The organism is Paenibacillus barcinonensis (genome assembly GCF_003217495.1).
In the GTDB taxonomy this organism is placed as follows: domain Bacteria; phylum Bacillota; class Bacilli; order Paenibacillales; family Paenibacillaceae; genus Paenibacillus; species Paenibacillus barcinonensis.
On sequence record NZ_QJSW01000010.1, the window covers coordinates 131472 to 147469 of the forward strand.

General features: G+C 46.0%; 13 protein-coding genes. 10 read left to right on the top strand and 3 right to left on the bottom strand.

The window, feature by feature from the left end:
* Window positions 1-88: 88 nt before the first annotated feature.
* From licT to DFQ00_RS16480, 3 genes are all read left to right on the top strand, one after another.
* A complete protein-coding gene (licT, locus tag DFQ00_RS16470; RefSeq protein ID WP_110897582.1) occupies window positions 89-937 on the top strand; it encodes a BglG family transcription antiterminator LicT in 849 nt (282 codons plus the stop codon).
* Between the two features lie 158 nt (window positions 938-1095).
* Window positions 1096-3051 carry a beta-glucoside-specific PTS transporter subunit IIABC gene (locus tag DFQ00_RS16475; RefSeq protein ID WP_110897583.1) on the top strand — a complete coding sequence of 652 codons (1956 nt, stop codon included), beginning with the start codon at window positions 1096-1098 and terminating at the stop codon, window positions 3049-3051.
* 90 nt (window positions 3052-3141) lie between these two features.
* Window positions 3142-4608 (top strand): glycoside hydrolase family 1 protein, encoded by a 1467-nt coding sequence (locus DFQ00_RS16480; protein WP_110897584.1) that lies wholly within the window; start codon window positions 3142-3144, stop codon window positions 4606-4608.
* Window positions 4609-4749: 141 nt separating this feature from the next.
* Here the strand turns inward: DFQ00_RS16480 and DFQ00_RS16485 are convergent, their stop codons facing one another.
* Window positions 4750-5664 carry a LysR family transcriptional regulator gene (locus tag DFQ00_RS16485; RefSeq protein WP_110897585.1) on the bottom strand — a complete coding sequence of 305 codons (915 nt, stop codon included), beginning with the start codon at window positions 5662-5664 and terminating at the stop codon, window positions 4750-4752.
* A gap of 161 nt (window positions 5665-5825) precedes the next feature.
* Between DFQ00_RS16485 and DFQ00_RS16490 the strand changes: the two genes are divergently transcribed.
* Both DFQ00_RS16490 and DFQ00_RS16495 read left to right on the top strand, forming a co-directional pair.
* The gene (locus tag DFQ00_RS16490) at window positions 5826-6572 is read left to right on the top strand and encodes an acetoacetate decarboxylase (RefSeq protein ID WP_110897586.1); all 747 of its coding nucleotides are present in this window, start codon (window positions 5826-5828) and stop codon (window positions 6570-6572) included.
* 13 nt (window positions 6573-6585) lie between these two features.
* On the top strand, window positions 6586-7629 hold the full coding sequence (locus tag DFQ00_RS16495) for a ketopantoate reductase family protein (RefSeq protein WP_110897587.1): 1044 nt from the start codon (window positions 6586-6588) through the stop codon (window positions 7627-7629).
* Between the two features lie 119 nt (window positions 7630-7748).
* Here the strand turns inward: DFQ00_RS16495 and DFQ00_RS16500 are convergent, their stop codons facing one another.
* Window positions 7749-8420 (bottom strand): TetR/AcrR family transcriptional regulator, encoded by a 672-nt coding sequence (locus DFQ00_RS16500; protein ID WP_244213876.1) that lies wholly within the window; start codon window positions 8418-8420, stop codon window positions 7749-7751.
* Window positions 8407-9609 carry an MFS transporter gene (locus DFQ00_RS16505; RefSeq protein ID WP_110897588.1) on the bottom strand — a complete coding sequence of 401 codons (1203 nt, stop codon included), beginning with the start codon at window positions 9607-9609 and terminating at the stop codon, window positions 8407-8409. The genes DFQ00_RS16500 and DFQ00_RS16505 overlap by 14 nt, the downstream gene beginning before the upstream one ends.
* Window positions 9610-9724: 115 nt before the next feature.
* Between DFQ00_RS16505 and DFQ00_RS16510 the strand changes: the two genes are divergently transcribed.
* The 5 genes from DFQ00_RS16510 to DFQ00_RS16530 all read left to right on the top strand — a co-directional run bounded on the left by DFQ00_RS16510 (window position 9725) and on the right by DFQ00_RS16530 (window position 15921).
* Window positions 9725-10465, top strand: a complete 741-nt coding sequence (locus tag DFQ00_RS16510) for a class I SAM-dependent DNA methyltransferase (RefSeq protein ID WP_110897589.1) — start codon at window positions 9725-9727, stop codon at window positions 10463-10465.
* Between the two features lie 52 nt (window positions 10466-10517).
* Window positions 10518-11228, top strand: a complete 711-nt coding sequence (locus DFQ00_RS16515; protein ID WP_110897590.1) for a response regulator transcription factor — start codon at window positions 10518-10520, stop codon at window positions 11226-11228.
* A complete protein-coding gene (locus tag DFQ00_RS16520) occupies window positions 11228-12469 on the top strand; it encodes a HAMP domain-containing sensor histidine kinase (RefSeq protein ID WP_110897591.1) in 1242 nt (413 codons plus the stop codon). The genes DFQ00_RS16515 and DFQ00_RS16520 overlap by 1 nt, the downstream gene beginning before the upstream one ends.
* A 115-nt stretch (window positions 12470-12584) precedes the next feature.
* Window positions 12585-13277 carry an ABC transporter ATP-binding protein gene (locus tag DFQ00_RS16525; RefSeq protein WP_110897592.1) on the top strand — a complete coding sequence of 231 codons (693 nt, stop codon included), beginning with the start codon at window positions 12585-12587 and terminating at the stop codon, window positions 13275-13277.
* Window positions 13270-15921 carry an ABC transporter permease gene (locus DFQ00_RS16530; RefSeq protein ID WP_208643791.1) on the top strand — a complete coding sequence of 884 codons (2652 nt, stop codon included), beginning with the start codon at window positions 13270-13272 and terminating at the stop codon, window positions 15919-15921. Before DFQ00_RS16525 ends, DFQ00_RS16530 begins: the two co-directional genes overlap by 8 nt.
* The last annotated feature ends 77 nt before the right edge of the window (window positions 15922-15998 follow it).

Below are 15998 nucleotides of genomic sequence, written 5' to 3' on the forward strand. Positions count from 1 at the left end.
GGCACCACCACAGTCTGGATTACACAAGTGTATTGGCTTGTGTATTGGGCAATGGTGGTGCTTTTTGCATATTGGGGGTGAGGGCATCATGAGGTTCAAGAAATCATTAAACAACAACATCGCCCTGGCGGAAGACGCCGAAGGCTGTGAAGTCATTGTCATCGGGACAGGCGTTGGCTTCAAAAAAGTAAAGGGGCAGCCGATCGAGCAGAGTCAGATTCAGAAAACGTTCCGGATTGGCTCGAATGATAAGTATCAACGAGTCGAACAATTCCTTAGCGATATCCCTCTGCAAGTCATTGATATTACGGATCAGATTATTGAAGAAGGCAAAGGAATTATCGAAAAGCAGCTGAATGACTCCATCCTGTTAACGCTGGCAGATCATATTCATTTTGCTCTCGATCGTTTCAAAAAAGGAGTAGATGTGCAAAATCCGCTCCACTGGGATATTCGGCATCTGTATCCTGCGGAATATCGAGCAGGTGAACTGGCAGTCAAAAGAATTAATGAAGCCTTTGTAGTTACATTGCCCTCTGGCGAGGCCAGCTCCATTGCTCTTCATTTTGTGAATTCGCAATATGATTCGGGCGGAATGAACCAAACGATCAGGATTACACAGATGATTAATGACATTTTAGGTATCATGACTGATCATTTTGGGAGGGACTTGAATCAGGAATCCACGGATTTCTCCAGATTCATCACCCATCTGAGATACTTCATCGTTCGGCAAATGAACCGGGAAGTGCTCTCATTCAAGGATCAGCAATTTTTATATGATGTATTGTCGGAGCGATACCCTGTCAGCTTCCAATGCGCACTCAAAATAAAGGAGGCGATGGAGCAGCAGCGCGGGTTCGCGATTACTCCCGATGAGATGGTATACCTCATGATTCACATCGAGAGAGTGACATCCCGTACCGATGCGGGTTAATCTCAATACACCCTTTTGAAGTTATACCATCTATAGAATGAAGTGAATATGGAGTGTTACTGATTCGATCAGGCACCACCAAATGTTTCCGATTCCGCAGTTTGTCGCGGTCCGGGTATACATTTGGTTTTTTTTTCGCCAAAAAAGGAGGAAGCAGCATGAATAATCGGGAGTTGTCCAAAGAAATTATTCGATTAACAGGAGGACAAGAAAATATTACGCAGGCTTGGCACTGTATCACTCGGCTCCGTTTTAATGTCCGGGAAGAAAACAAGGTCCAACTCGAGCAGATCCGCGCACTGGATGGTGTGTTAGGAGCGCAGTTCCAAAGTGACCAGTTCCAAGTGGTGATTGGCAACAAGGTTGCTGCAGTCTACGAAGAGCTGGAGGACCAGTTAAAGCAAGACGGATCAGTAAAGGTGGAAGCAGAGCCACAGCGTTCAAGAGGCATCAATGCCGTACTTGATACCATTTCAGGCATATTCACGCCGATTCTTCCTGCCATTGTAGGTACGGGCATGCTCAAAGGAATTCTGGCATTACTGGTTACTTTGGGAGCGATTCAGGAGACAAGCGGAGAATATCAGATTCTAGCGTCCATAGCCAATGCAGCCTTTTATTTCTTGCCCTTCCTGCTCGCTGTATCGTCTGCACGAAAGTTTAAAGTGAATGAATATATCGCCTTGACTCTTGCAGGTACATTATTATACCCGACTATTTTGAATGCGTATCTGGAAAATCATCTGGAACCCATTCGATTTCTATCCTTGCCAGTGTCCATCGTGAATTATACCCAGTCGGTCATTCCGATTATTCTCGGTGTGTGGCTTCTGAGTTATGTACATCGCTGGGTGGATCGTTTCATTCCTGGTCCGGTTAAAGTAATCTTCACCTCGATGATTGTGCTGGTCATCACGGTTCCTATTTTATTAATTGCAATCGGGCCACTTGGTAATTACATCGGCATTTATCTGGAGATCGGCACATCCTGGTTATTTGCTCATTCCGGCCCATTAACAGGCATTGTGCTCGGTGGACTTATGCCCTTGATTGTAATGACGGGTATGCATTATGCGTTCTTTCCCGGAACCTTACAGAATCTGAGCAAGCTCGGTTATGATGTGCTCTTGCTGCCAATTAACCTTGTAGCCAATATGAGTCAAGCCGGAGCCGTGATGGCAGTATTTCTCAAAACCAAGGACAAGTCCATGAAATCCATCGCTCTATCCAGCGGTATCTCTGCCTTTCTCGGGATCACGGAGCCTGCGCTCTACGGTGTAACACTGAAGCTGAAAAAGCCGTTCTATGCCTCCATCATCGGTGGAGCAGCCGGCGGTGGCTTTATTACAGCGGTAGGCCTGAAATGTTTCGGCTTTGCCGTACCGGGTTTGCTCTCATTGCCTTTATATATTGGTCCAAATGGAGGAATGACCAACTTCTGGTATGCGCTCATCGGTGTAAGCATCAGCTTTGTCGTTTCCTTTACGGTGACTTTGCTTCTCAAGTGGGATGAACCGAATACACTACAGGCCGCTGCTGCAAGCTCCTCCGGGCAAGAAAACGCAGCCGGTTCAGAAGCGCCAACATCAACAGCATCAGCCAAACAGTCTGATCAAGAAGTTTCACCACCTGTAACCGTTCATTCCATTGAGGAAAAGAAAGGGGAAGTGTTCAGCCCGCTTACTGGAGAGCTGGTCTTGCTCAAAGAGCTGCCTGATCCTACTTTTTCAGAGGAAATGACGGGAAAAGGGATTGCTATTTATCCACAAGAGGGACGAGTAACCGCACCTTTTGATGGAACGGTAACGATGGTTGCCAAGAGCAAACATGCGATCATGCTGACCTCCTTTAACGGAATCGACATTCTCATTCATGTTGGACTGAATAGCGTGTCACTTAAAGGCAAGTTTTTTGACACAAAGGTGGTTACTGGACAAAGGGTAAGTAAGGGGGAGCTGTTGCTCGAGTTTGATATCGAAGCCATTCAGGCTGCCGGAATAGATCTGGTAACCCCGGTTATTGTAACCAATACACCAGATTATCTTGATGTAGTCCCTGTTCAGGTGAAGGGGGTGATTCCAATGAATGAATTGCTGCTGCTCACCGTTCGTTAACAGATTTCTACAAAACGAATGAAGGCTTTCTATTTTAACCGAGTTTTAAATTTAACGTTATATTTACACAAAAAAAGGAGAGAAACCATCATGACCAACACTACAAAACACACATTCCCTAAAGGATTTCTATGGGGCGGAGCTACCGCTGCCAATCAGCTTGAAGGTGCATTTGACGCTGACGGCAAAGGACTTTCCACATCTGATATGGCGCCTTATGTACCGCATGAGGAGCGGAATGGCAAAGATTTTACGTTTGACGTTAATTCCGTGGAATTGGAGCAATACTTGAGCGGCAGCAGCGATGTCTATTTCCCGAAACGGAATGGGGTCGATTTCTATCACCGCTACAAAGAGGACATTGCATTGTTTGCCGAGATGGGCTTTAAGGTATTCCGTCTATCCATCGCATGGACGCGGATTTTCCCGACAGGTGAGGAAGCAGCTCCGAACGAAGCAGGCCTTGCATTCTATGATAATGTGCTCGACGAACTGTTGAAATACGGCATTGAGCCGCTTGTAACGATCTCTCACTATGAAATGCCGGTAGAGTTAAGCCGCAAATACAACGGCTGGGAAAGCCGTGAAATGATTGACCTGTATTTGAAATTTGCCAACACGCTGTTTGACCGTTACAAAGACAAAGTGAAATACTGGATTACCTTCAATGAGATGAATATGATGCTGACCAGCCTGTATACGGGCGGCGGCATTCTGGAAGATAAAATCAAGGGCACACCTGAGCAAGTAGCTTATCAGGCAACGCACCATCAGTTTGTAGCGAGTGCACTGGCTGTGAAAAGTGGTAAAGAGAAAATGCCGAATGCCCAAATCGGCTGTATGATCTGCCGTCTGGAGACGTACGCTGCATCCAGCAAACCGGAAGATGTGCTGCAGACGATGAAGGAAGATCAGATGAACCTGTTCTACCCGGAAGTACAGGCACGCGGAGAGTACCCTTCCTATATGCAACGATATTTTGCAGAACAAGGCATTGAACTGGTGAAGGGCCCTGAAGATGATGCGATTATCCGCGACAATACGGTGGACTTTATTGCATTCAGTTATTACATGACGTATATCGGAAAATATGATCCAAACGACAACAGCAACTCCGGTATGCTGGTAAGTCAGATCAAAAACCCACATCTGAAAGCGACCGAGTGGGGATGGCCGATCGACCCAATTGGTCTTCGCGTTGCGCTGAACCGCTTGTATGATCGCTATCGCATGCCGCTCTTTATCGTAGAGAACGGATTGGGTGCTACAGATACAATGGAAGCAGATGGATCGGTGCATGACCCGTATCGTATTGATTACCTGCGCAGCCATATCGAACAGATGAAAGAAGCGGTGGCTGACGGTGTGGAACTGATGGGCTTCACAAGCTGGGGGCCAATTGATATCATCAGCTGCTCGACTTCCGAGATGGGCAAGCGTTACGGATTTATCTATGTTGATCAGGACAATGCGGGAAATGGATCGCTCGAAAGAACGCGTAAAGATTCATTCTATTGGTACAAACAAGTGATTGAATCCAATGGTGAGATCCTTTAATTTAACGTTCGTGCTGCTTTCGAATTCCATCATATATCATAAATTATATTTTCATTTTCTCAATGTAAGACAAAGAAGCCTCCGACCCGTGTCGGAGGTTTCTTCATGTCAAGAAATTTTGCATTGAGGCACAAGAAATTTTTATTCAAATTTGGATGGTGAAGGGTTGTCCGTTTTTTTGAACGCCGGAGTCTTTAAAGTGTAATAAGCGGTAATGAAGTCTCGAAATTGCGAAACAGCCGGAGAGAGAGTGCGATGTTTAGCCCAGGACAAGCTGATTGGATATATCGAGGACTCGTCAGCTATAGATACATAATGCAGGCCAAGATTACGGCAAACGGAAATGGGCAGTAACGCAACACCACGATCCAGCCTGATAATCTCCACAAGCGTGTGCGAATCCACCTCAAAAGCGAGATGAGGCACGAAACCGGCCTTTTCACATAACGTCATTGTAAAACGTCGGTACTCATCGTTATTGGCAAGGGAAAGGAACGATTCGTTAGCAGCCGCGCATAGTGAGATCTGCTTTTCCCCGCCATATTCATGTGCGGATGGCACAACAAGAACAATATCTTCTTCCACAAGCACCACGCTTTCAATCTCCTCGTCCTGAATGGGGTGACCCGTGATTCCCAGATCAATATCTCCTTTTTTCAGCTGTGTCATAATGTCACTTCGACTGGCGATGCCTTGATGAAGCTGCGAATCAGGAAACTTTTCAAGGTACTCACTAATCAGCCCCGAAAGAAACCTCGAATTCGAGATCGCAATATGGATCAGGGAAGAAAGCTCATCATGCTTTTCCTTGATTTCAAGCCGCGCATTTTCCAATTCAACAAAAATTCGATTAACATGCTTCAGCAGAATTTTTCCCGCCGTATTCAATTCAATGTTTCTGCCTTTTCGATGAAAAAGAGGGGTACCCATTTCGTCCTCCAGCCGTTTGATCGTGAGACTTAACGAAGGCTGTGCGATATTTAACTGAGCAGCGGCTTTGGAGATATGCTCCGTATAAGCCACGGTTTGAAAATATTTCAGCTGGAGAAGCTCCATTTGTATGCACTCCTTATTTATTTCAATAAATGTATATAGTACTTATTATGTATTATATTAAATTTAAAGAAAGATGTAGACTTTATTCATAGCAAATCAACAAATCAATAAGCCTATAAAACAATCAACCCATAATTTGATGTAAAGGCAGGTGTCTTTTTATGAAAATTGATGTGCACAATATAGCCAATAATCTCAATACACCTTTAACCGCCCCCGCGTACCCAATGCCACCTTATAAATTCGTCAACCGTGAGTACCTGAATATTATCTATCGGACGGATGAGCAAGCTTTACGCGCAGCAGTCCCCGAGCCATTGCAAATCACCGAACCATTGGTGAAATTCGAAGTCATGTGGATGCCGGACGTTTCTGGACTTGGCGCCTACACCGAAGCTGGACAGGTCATTCCCGTACAATTCAATGGGGAAGACGGGGATTATGTACATTCCATGTATGTGGATAACTTCCCCGCCATTGCCAGCGGCCGCGAATTAACCGCCTATCCGAAAAAGCTCGGTGCGCCCAAGCTGTACACAGATTCTGACACCCTTGTGGGCACCCTGGACTACGGGTCGCTGCGCGTAGCCACGGCAACCATGGGGTTCAAGCATGTACAGATGGATCAGGAGCTTGCGAGAAAAGAAATATGCCGTCCCAACTTTATGATCAAAATCGCTACGGATTATACGGGCAATCTGCGCATTTGTGACCTGATTCGTACGCAAATTACCGATATCGAGGTAAAGGAGGCCTGGACTGGACCCGCCCGCCTGCAGCTATTTGAGCACGCACTAGCGCCTTTGGCCGATTTGCCGGTGCTGGAAGTGGTGTCCGCTTCCCACATCCTCACAAACTTAACTTTGAATGCAGCACAGCCTGTATACAACTATCTGGAACAACATTAAGGAGGCAATACAGATGAGAATCGCAATTGTAGGCGCAGGATCACTTGGAACCATCGTTGGTGCGTATCTCGCAGATGGCGGAATGGATGTAGAACTAATTGATGCATATCAGGAGCATGTTGATGCCCTGAACCAGACAGGTGCGAAGGTCATCGGAACAATCGAGTTTCAGGCAAAAGTAAAAGCTATTACTCCTGAGCAAAAGTCAGGGTTCTATGATCTTGTGTTATTGTTAACAAAGCAACTGTACAATGAGTCTGTGCTGAAGGAGCTGCTTCCATACCTGCATGAAGAGAGCATCGTGTGCTCACTGCAAAACGGAATTCCTGAGGAGCATGTGGCTGCCATTGTCGGAGCTGAACGAGTGATCGCGGGATCGGTTGAATTTGGCGCTACATTTATTGAACCTGGCGTGTCCAGTCTAACTACCGCTTATCCTCAATTCAAGAAGTATGCTTTTCAGATTGGGGAATTAGACGGAGGTCATACCGAACGCATACAGCGTGTAAAGGAAGTGCTTGACCTGGTCGGGGGAACCCATATCTCCGATAATCTGGTAGGCACCAAATGGTCCAAGCTGCTGATTAACAATGCTTTTAGCGGCTTGTCCGCTGCACTGAACGGCACATATGGAGATATTCTCGATCACGAGACGGGCATTCGAAGTGCTGTTCATATTGTTGACGAAACAATCAAGGTTGGACATGCGAATGGTGTTGCTTTTGTGACCATGAATGGATTTGATATAGCTTCACTGGAGCTACAGAGCGAGAAGGATATTCCTGCACGTATTCAAGCGCTTCGTCATGTGATGGAACCTTCCAGACTGCTTAAAGCGAGCATGCTGCAGGATCTGGAGAAGGGACGTAAAACAGAGATTCACTACATCAACGGAGTTGTTTCAAGCAAGGCAAAAGACGTAAATCTGAAGACCCCTTATAACGATCTGGTGGTCAGACTGGTGGAAGCAGCAGAAGCAGAGCAAAACGTGCCTCAGTTCGATCACAACATCCGTGCGTTTGAACAGCTATTACAGATTAAGCAATTGAACGTTTAATATGAATGACAAGGAAGCCCTTTACGTTATGGTCCTGCCAAACAGACGCAGACGCAAATGTTAAGGGCTTCTTTCTTTTGCTTTTCTACTAAAAAGTTTCACAGAGCGTCCCGCATTAATTACGTAAGGTTTGCAGAATCGCTCCATCCGGTGTCGGCATGACTTGCATAATGTAGCAGCATATCAACCAGTTGTTTCATCATCTGATCATCCAGAGGATGGATATCCCCGGATCGACGTGTGACCATCTTTTGCAGCATGCCCATCATTACAGTGAATATGAACTGTGCAAGCTTGAGTGGAGGGGCAGGGTTACGTATGCTACCATCGGCAGTACCTGCGGTCAACGCGTGCAGCAGAAAGTGGTTTTCCTTGCCGTTACGGGTAAATTCGTCATAGGTTGCTCTAAGCTCATCCGGGAAACGGTACACCTCATAATTCATATCAAATAATTGAATAAAGCGAATATGATCGGGATGGGTCTGTGCAAAATGAACCCAGGCATGCAGCATCGCGGCAAGCTGAGCAAGGCCTTTTTCCTGCGGGCGTGCAGCTTGACTGATATGCTCCGTTAATGTGTCGAACAACTGCATCTGAATGGTGAGCATCAGCTCATCCAGAGATTGAAAATGCTTATAAAAGGTTACTCGGCTGAGCTTCGCCTGAGCACACACGTCCTTGATCTTGACCTGAAGTAGTCCGTGCTTCAGAAAAAGCTGTTTGCCAGCTTCGATTAGATGCTCTCGGTGCTGATTTTTCAACTGCTGATGCCAATTCTCATTCACTTGCATATCCGTTTCCTCTCATGGAGCGTTGTACTTTCATCGTAAGTAATAATGCGGCGAGTAACATAAAGGCACCAAAAATATAAGGAAGGTTGACGTTGATGTCAAACAGCAGACCGGCAACAAGAGGGCCGAATACGGTTCCCAAACTCGAATAGGTTGTATTCAGGCCAGATGCATAGCCTTGTCGATCGCCAGCATGTTTGGATATTAGCGAGCTGACCGTTGGACGAAGGAAAGCATTAAAAGCAAAATATAATGCCGACGCACATAAGAGGAAGATCAGATTCACCTTGATTAACATGAACAAAAGAGCAATGGACGTCATCATTAAGGACCAGCGGATCAGCTTGATTTCACCCAGACGCTTCACAAACACATCCAGCAGCCAGATCTGCACAACGATACCAATTATGGCCCCCATCGTAATAATAATCGAGATGGTTGAAGCACTGAAGCTGTATTTATTTTCAGCAAAAAGGGAGAACACCGTTTCATAACTCATCAGACCAAATGTCATCACCAAAATAATCAACAAGTAGTTAAAATAAGGAACCTTAAACGAACTCCAGATTTGTGTGGCGCTAGAAATGCCCTGCTTGTTCGTTGGTGTGCTCGTTCTTTTACCGGGGGGAAGCGTCTCCGGCAGGAGGAGCGTAAGCAGTGCAGCAACAAGTCCCAAACCTGATGCAACAAAATAGGGCATACGTACACCCATCTCGGCGATCAATCCGCCCAGACCAGGGCCCAGCACCATGCCGAGGTTCATGGATGCTCCGAAATACCCCATTCCCTTCGCACGAGTCTCTGGAGTTGTAATATCAGCAACATACGCCAGATTGGCCGGAACCATGAGACCCAGACTGATCCCACCAATAAAACGAGCGATATACAGGAGAGGCAATGAAGTGCTCACTGCAAAAATAAAATCTGAAATTACAACCAGAAACATGCCAGACATAATCAGCTTTTTACGGCCAAAGCGGTCAGCCCATTGTCCTCCCAGCGGTGAGAATAGAAATTGCGCTGCTCCAAAGGCTGCCACCAGAAATCCGGCAACGGTTCCCCCTGCATGAAACAGCTTTAAATATTCCGGCAGAATAGGAATCAGCATACCTTGCCCCAATAAAGCAATAAACAGATTTAACATGAGAATGAACATCGGGAAGCGCGCTGATTGCGGCAATTTGCGCATACGTGTCTAATGCTCCTTTGTTTACATTGTGTTAACCTTTACATAATGTAAACTATATTAATATGTTATAGTCTTTGTTGTAAATACATTTTTTCTAGCAGAAAGGTGAGGTCTTTTGCTTAATCACAACAATCAGGAAGAGTATCGCGACCCGATAAATTATGATCTTGAATTTGGCGGCGAAACGGATAAGTATGATTTTTTCCTACAGCTTGCAAAGAAACATCCGGGGCATGTGCTGGAGCTTGCTTGCGGCACAGGATTAACCACGCTGTATTTAGCCGAAAGGGGTATTCGGATTACGGGAGTGGATATCGTGGAGCCCATGCTCGCCTATGCGCGGATCAAAGCGAAGGAACTGCCCGTTGATTTTATCGAAGCGGATGCACGTATTTTTGAATCGAATCAGCGTTATTCCATGATTTATCTCACGGGAAATGCATTTCAAGCATTTCTGAGTGATGAGGATCAGACAGCGTTATTGCGAACGATATATAAGCATCTGGAGCCTGATGGAATATTTGCATTTGAGATGCGTAATCCAGACGGCACAGATTTGTCCGATGAGGAAGAAGAGAGCTGGGGCACATTTACCGACATGGACGGTGCTACCGTCAAGGTCTCTGGAACTCAGACGTATGATGCCTCGAAGCAACTGATGCACTGGGTGACGTTCCGGGATTGGGGACATCGCCAAACGACGTCACGAATTGTATGCCGATTTACAGATGTGCAGACTCTAAAGCAGTTGCTGGACAAACAAGGCTTTATTCTAGAACATCAGTATGCGAACTGGGATCAGACCTCGTTTCAACCCTCAAGTCCGATGGTAATCAGCGTGTGTAAGAAAGTATAATGGAGCACATACACTTGAATTGAAGAGGTTACGCTAGGATAGGGGTGCTGTAATGCAACGTATTTTACTTGTTGAAGATGATGAAAATTTTGTGTTTGGAATAGAATATACCTTGTCGAATGAAGGCTACGAGGTTACTCATGCAGGCAGTTTGAAGGAAGCCCGTAACGCACTTGCTCAGACAGAGATGAATATCATTTTGCTGGACATCAATCTGCCGGATGGAACAGGATATGAATTGTGTAAGGAGATTCGCAGGAAGTCACAGGTCCCGATTATATTTTTAACCGCCCTGGATGAGGAGACCAATGTAGTCGCAGGACTTGATCTGGGTGCAGATGATTATATGACCAAGCCAATCCGCACCAAGGAGCTGCTTTCCCGAATGAAGGCCGTCTTACGGCGCCACTCCCGTCCCGAGCAGGGGGCAAACAGCTCAAATATATGGACATCAGGTGAGTTTGAGGTTCGTGTACTGGAAGGCGTTGTTCTCAAAAATAAAAAGGAAGTGTTGCTGACAACGCTGGAGTTTCGCTTGCTGCTTATGTTAATGTCCCATCCCAAGCAAATATGCAGCAGAGCATCGCTGCTTGAAAAGCTATGGGACGTCTCAGGTGAATTTATTGATGATAATACGTTATCAGTGCATATTCGCAGGCTAAGGGAAAAAGTAGAGGAGATTCCTGCCACACCACAGTACATTGTCACGATTCGCGGTGTGGGATACAAATGGAACGCTGAAACGACAGGAGCGTACAGCTGATGGTTGAAGTGATGCGAAATCCGGAGTGGAAGTCTGTTTTCACCAAATTCATCTTGGTGCAGCTAGGCTTGGCTATATGCATTTATTTTGTTATGAACATGCAGATTCAAAGCATCAATCAAACTATTGTCAACCAGCATGCTGCATTTGTCGGTCAGGTGTTAAGCCAGCAGCCACAGCTCGAACAGCAGCTGGTTCACAGCATTACGCAGGATACGAATCCACAGCATGTTGTGTTAGGTAAACGAATATTGTCGCAATACGGATATACGGAGCAGATGAGCATCCATGATCAATCTGCTTTTTCTGGTACCTCGTTACCTGTAAGTACGGCTTTAATTTTTATGCTGTGTGGCATTCCTGTATTGTTGCTTTTGCTGTGGGAGTATCGCAACATATTTGTCAAAATTCGCAAGGTTACCGTTGCGGCGGAGCAGGTCGTGGAAGGTCGATTCGATACCTCGTTGTCAGAACATACAGAAGGTGATCTCAGTGCGCTGGGCCACAGCTTCAATATGATGGCAGGCAGACTACATCATAGTGTGGAGCAGCTTAAACAAGAAAAGACATTTCTAAGTCATCTGCTTACCGATATATCCCATCAGCTCAAAACACCGCTGGCCTCCCTGCTTGTATTTAATGAAAATATGCTGCATGATCCGCTGATGAAGGTCGAGATGAGGACTACCTTTCTGGAACGAAGCAGGCTGCAGATTGAACGTATGGAGTGGCTGATTATCAGCTTGTTAAAGCTGGCGAGAGTCGAGGCGGGTGCCATTGTATTTCATTTGCAGAACGTTAGGCCTAAAGCCATCGTTGAATCTACAGTGCTGTCCTTGCAAACGCTGGCGGAGCAGAAGAAGCAAACCATTCTCGTTCAGGGTGGCGAGGGTATGGTGCTGTATGCAGATGAAGAATGGCTGACGGAAGCGATTATCAATCTGATCAAAAATGCGCTTGAGCATTCCCCCGTGTCGGGTAAAGTGTACATTACGCTCGAAGACGAGGGATTATTCCATTCGATCCTCATCCGTGATGAAGGGGAAGGCATCAGTCCCGAGCAGATCCCTAATGTATTCACCCGATTTTACCGCGGAAGAAGTAATGCCAAACCTCATAGTACCGGAGTAGGTCTGTCGCTAACCAAGTCCATTATTGAAGGTCTGGGCGGAACCATATCTGTATCCAGTGAACAAGGGAAGGGCTCCGAATTCCGAATTACATTCATGAAAACCGTGTAAGAAGAGGAAGCTTACAATAACGTAAGCTTCCTCTTCACTTTAACGTAAGCTTCCGGGCCTATAATACAAATATAGAGATGAGCGATGGTTCACAGCTCAGAAGGAGGCAAATACGTTGGAAATTTTAAAAACACATGATTTATGTAAAACATACGGAAGCAGCGACGCGAAGGTCGAGGCATTGAAAAATATTAACTTGACCGTTCAGCAGGGTGAATTTGTGGCTATAGTGGGTGCCAGCGGTTCGGGGAAAAGCTCACTGCTGCATCTGCTGGGGGGCGTGGATCGTCCAACGAGTGGTCAAGTCGTCATTGACGGAACCGATCTGTATTCTCTTAGCGAGACGGATCTGGCGATCTTCAGAAGACGTAAAATCGGATTTATTTTTCAGGCGTATAATCTGATCCCGGTACTCAGCGCTGAAGAAAACATCAAACTGCCTATGCTGCTTGATAACCGGCAAGCGGATGAAAGCTATGCAGACGAATTAATGAATGTGCTTGGCCTGAAGGAGCGCAAACATCATCTGCCTAACCAGTTGTCTGGTGGGCAGCAGCAGCGAACAGCCATCGGGCGGGCCTTGATTAACAAACCTTCCATTATTCTGGCTGACGAACCAACGGGCAACCTGGACAGTAAAAACAGCAAAGAGATTGTCGATCTGCTTACCTTCTCCGTCCGTAAATACAATCAAACGTTAATTATGATTACACATGATTCCAATGTTGCCAAGAGAGCGGACCGAATTGTGAACATTAAAGACGGAGTTCTCTACGAGCAGCAGGCTGGGGGCCAGCATGATGCGTAAGTACACAGGACTCACGGAAAAGTATTTACTGGGTCAGAAAAAAAGGTCTCTTCTCACCATCATTGGCATAATGTTGTCGGTCACTCTTCTTACGGCGATCGGAACACTAGCCATGAGTTATCAGGACAAGCTGGTCCGTCAGGCGACACAGGATTACGGTGATTATGAGGTATCATTTAACGGGGTGTCAGGCAACGACGTTCCCCGTATCGTAAATCAGGCTGCCATAGGCAGTGCCGGGGTTATTCATCGAATTGGTTATGCGGTCGTAAGTCAGACAAGTGAGAAAGAGAAAAAGGAAAATCCGTTTGCTGCACCGTATCGTTATTTGAATGTTAAAGGCTATGATTCACAAGCCATGAATAAACTTCAGGTTCAACTGGAGAGTGGACGTTTGCCCCAAAAGCCAGATGAAATCATTTTGTCATCCTGGAGTCTGAATTATTTTAATCCCAAACCGGAGATTGGCAGCAAAATCACGCTGAACCTGGGAGAGCGGATCGAGGCTTCCAGCGGAAAGGTGAAGAGCCCCAACACCATAGGTGATTTTGGATGGGACCTGGATGAAAAGTTTCAACCGCACGCCAAGCAGCAATATACTGTTGTGGGCATTATGAAACCCGCCAAAAATGTAACCTGGTCATCGACGTTTATTTATTCAGCGATAACGTATGACGATCATCAGCAGACAGATCCAGCCAAGCCCTATTTTATCTACGCCACCATGAAGTCTATGGACAAGATTCAGGATAAGAGTGAAGCGATAGTGTCATCTCTGGGCTGGAGCAATGTTGATCAAGGCTCTGCTCAGGAGCTTAACCGGGAGTCGGTTATAAAGAATGTGCGCATTGAGTATAACAATGAGCTGCTCAAACTCTTTGGTAAAAGCACATACGACAATGTCAACCAAAGCTCTCTCTATGCCTTTATCGCTATCATTCTTATTATCATGGGTTGCACAAGTGCGGTCATCTATAATACGTTTCATATTTCGGTACTTGAGCGCATCTCTCAATTCGGAATGCTGCGTTGTATCGGTGCAACACCTGCCCAGATTCGCAAAATTGTATTGAAGGAAGCGGCTATGCTCAGCCTGATTGCCATTCCCGTCGGCTTGTTTACAGGAACCATTCTGATGAAAGTACTATTCTACAACATCAGCCTGCTGACATTAGGCTTTCTGAACGGAATGCATATGGTGATTTCGGTTCCCGTTTTACTTGCGGCAGCAGGTTTAGGACTAATCACGGTGTATGTGTCAGCTCTTGGACCAGCCAAGCTGGCTTCCAGTGTCTCGCCCCTTGAAGCATTGAAGACCTCTGGAAGCACAGTTGTAGAGCAGGGGAGCTTCAAGCGCTTGTCCTTTGCGAACAGCAAGTGGCTTGGATTCGAAGGCCGCTTCGCCAGCCGAAATATTCGGCGCAACAAAAAAAGATTCCGGATAACCGCATTTTCAATGATCATCAGTATTGTCATGTATATCGTGTTCAGTGGTTTGGCCAATATTATGGGTACAACCTCTGCATCCGGCATTAATTACTCGTATTCCCTTGATTATCAGGGAGGAAGCAGAAGTATCCCGAATTCCGTGTATAACAAGTTGGAATCGTTGGAGGGCGTGAGCCAGGCTTATGCATTTTACAACCATCAGCTTCAAGCGCTCATTCCCAAAGAGAAGGTGAATCCTGACTATTACCAGCAGCAAAAAGGAATGTACAGTGTTGAAAAAGGTAATGAATACCGAACAGACAACAACTATCTGGTCTCTTACGGCATCAACGGACTTCAGGAGCTTCGCCCCAAACTCACTTCTGGAAGCATTGATGCAAGTAAAATGAATGATGAGAATGGTGTAATCGTCATCCAGAAAATCAGAATGATCACCGAGCAAGGAACCAACATGATCATTGACCAGACCCGATTCAAGGTAGGGGACAAGATTCAGGTTCGTTCAATGGATAGCCATGGGGGATTCAAAACGGTTACGGTTGTCGGAACAGCAGAGCAGGGACCTCTCTCTGGAGACTACGTGGAAAGTGCAATTATTCAGATGATCACGACGCCCAAGGTGTTCGAAAATGTTACTGGCGATAACGCATACAGCAGAGTATTTCTCCAGGCTAATCCGGATGCGAGCCCTAAGGTCATTACGGATTATTTCAAAAGCCTTGTGCAGAAGGATGCAGGTTACAGCTACCGTGATCGGGTAGAGGAAATGAAACAGGATCGCAACGATGCCATCACGTTAAATATTTTCCTTTACGGATTTATAGGTGTCATTGCGGCGATTGCTTTCCTGAATATTCTGAATACGGTTAGTACCAATCTCATCCTGCGAACCAAAGAATTCGCTGTATTAAAAGCGATTGGCATGACTCAAAAGGAAATTCGCAAAATGGTACTGCTGGAAGGTTTATTCTACGGCATCTTCGCAACTGTATATGGAAGCTTGCTAGGAACAGGATTGAGCTACGGCATATCTTATCTGATGAGGAATGCTCTACAGGTTGAATGGACGTTGCCTTGGATCAGCATTCTGATCGGAAGCTTGGGCGCCATTGCAGCAACGCTAATAGCCTCCTACTGGCCGCTGAGACGTCTTTCACGAATCAAAATTACAGATGGTTTACGCGGAGAGAATTAATCTCGACAAAGAACCCTCGCGCTTGCTCTAAAGCAAGCAACGAGGGTTCTTTGTCATTCAGATCAAGCTGAAATGCA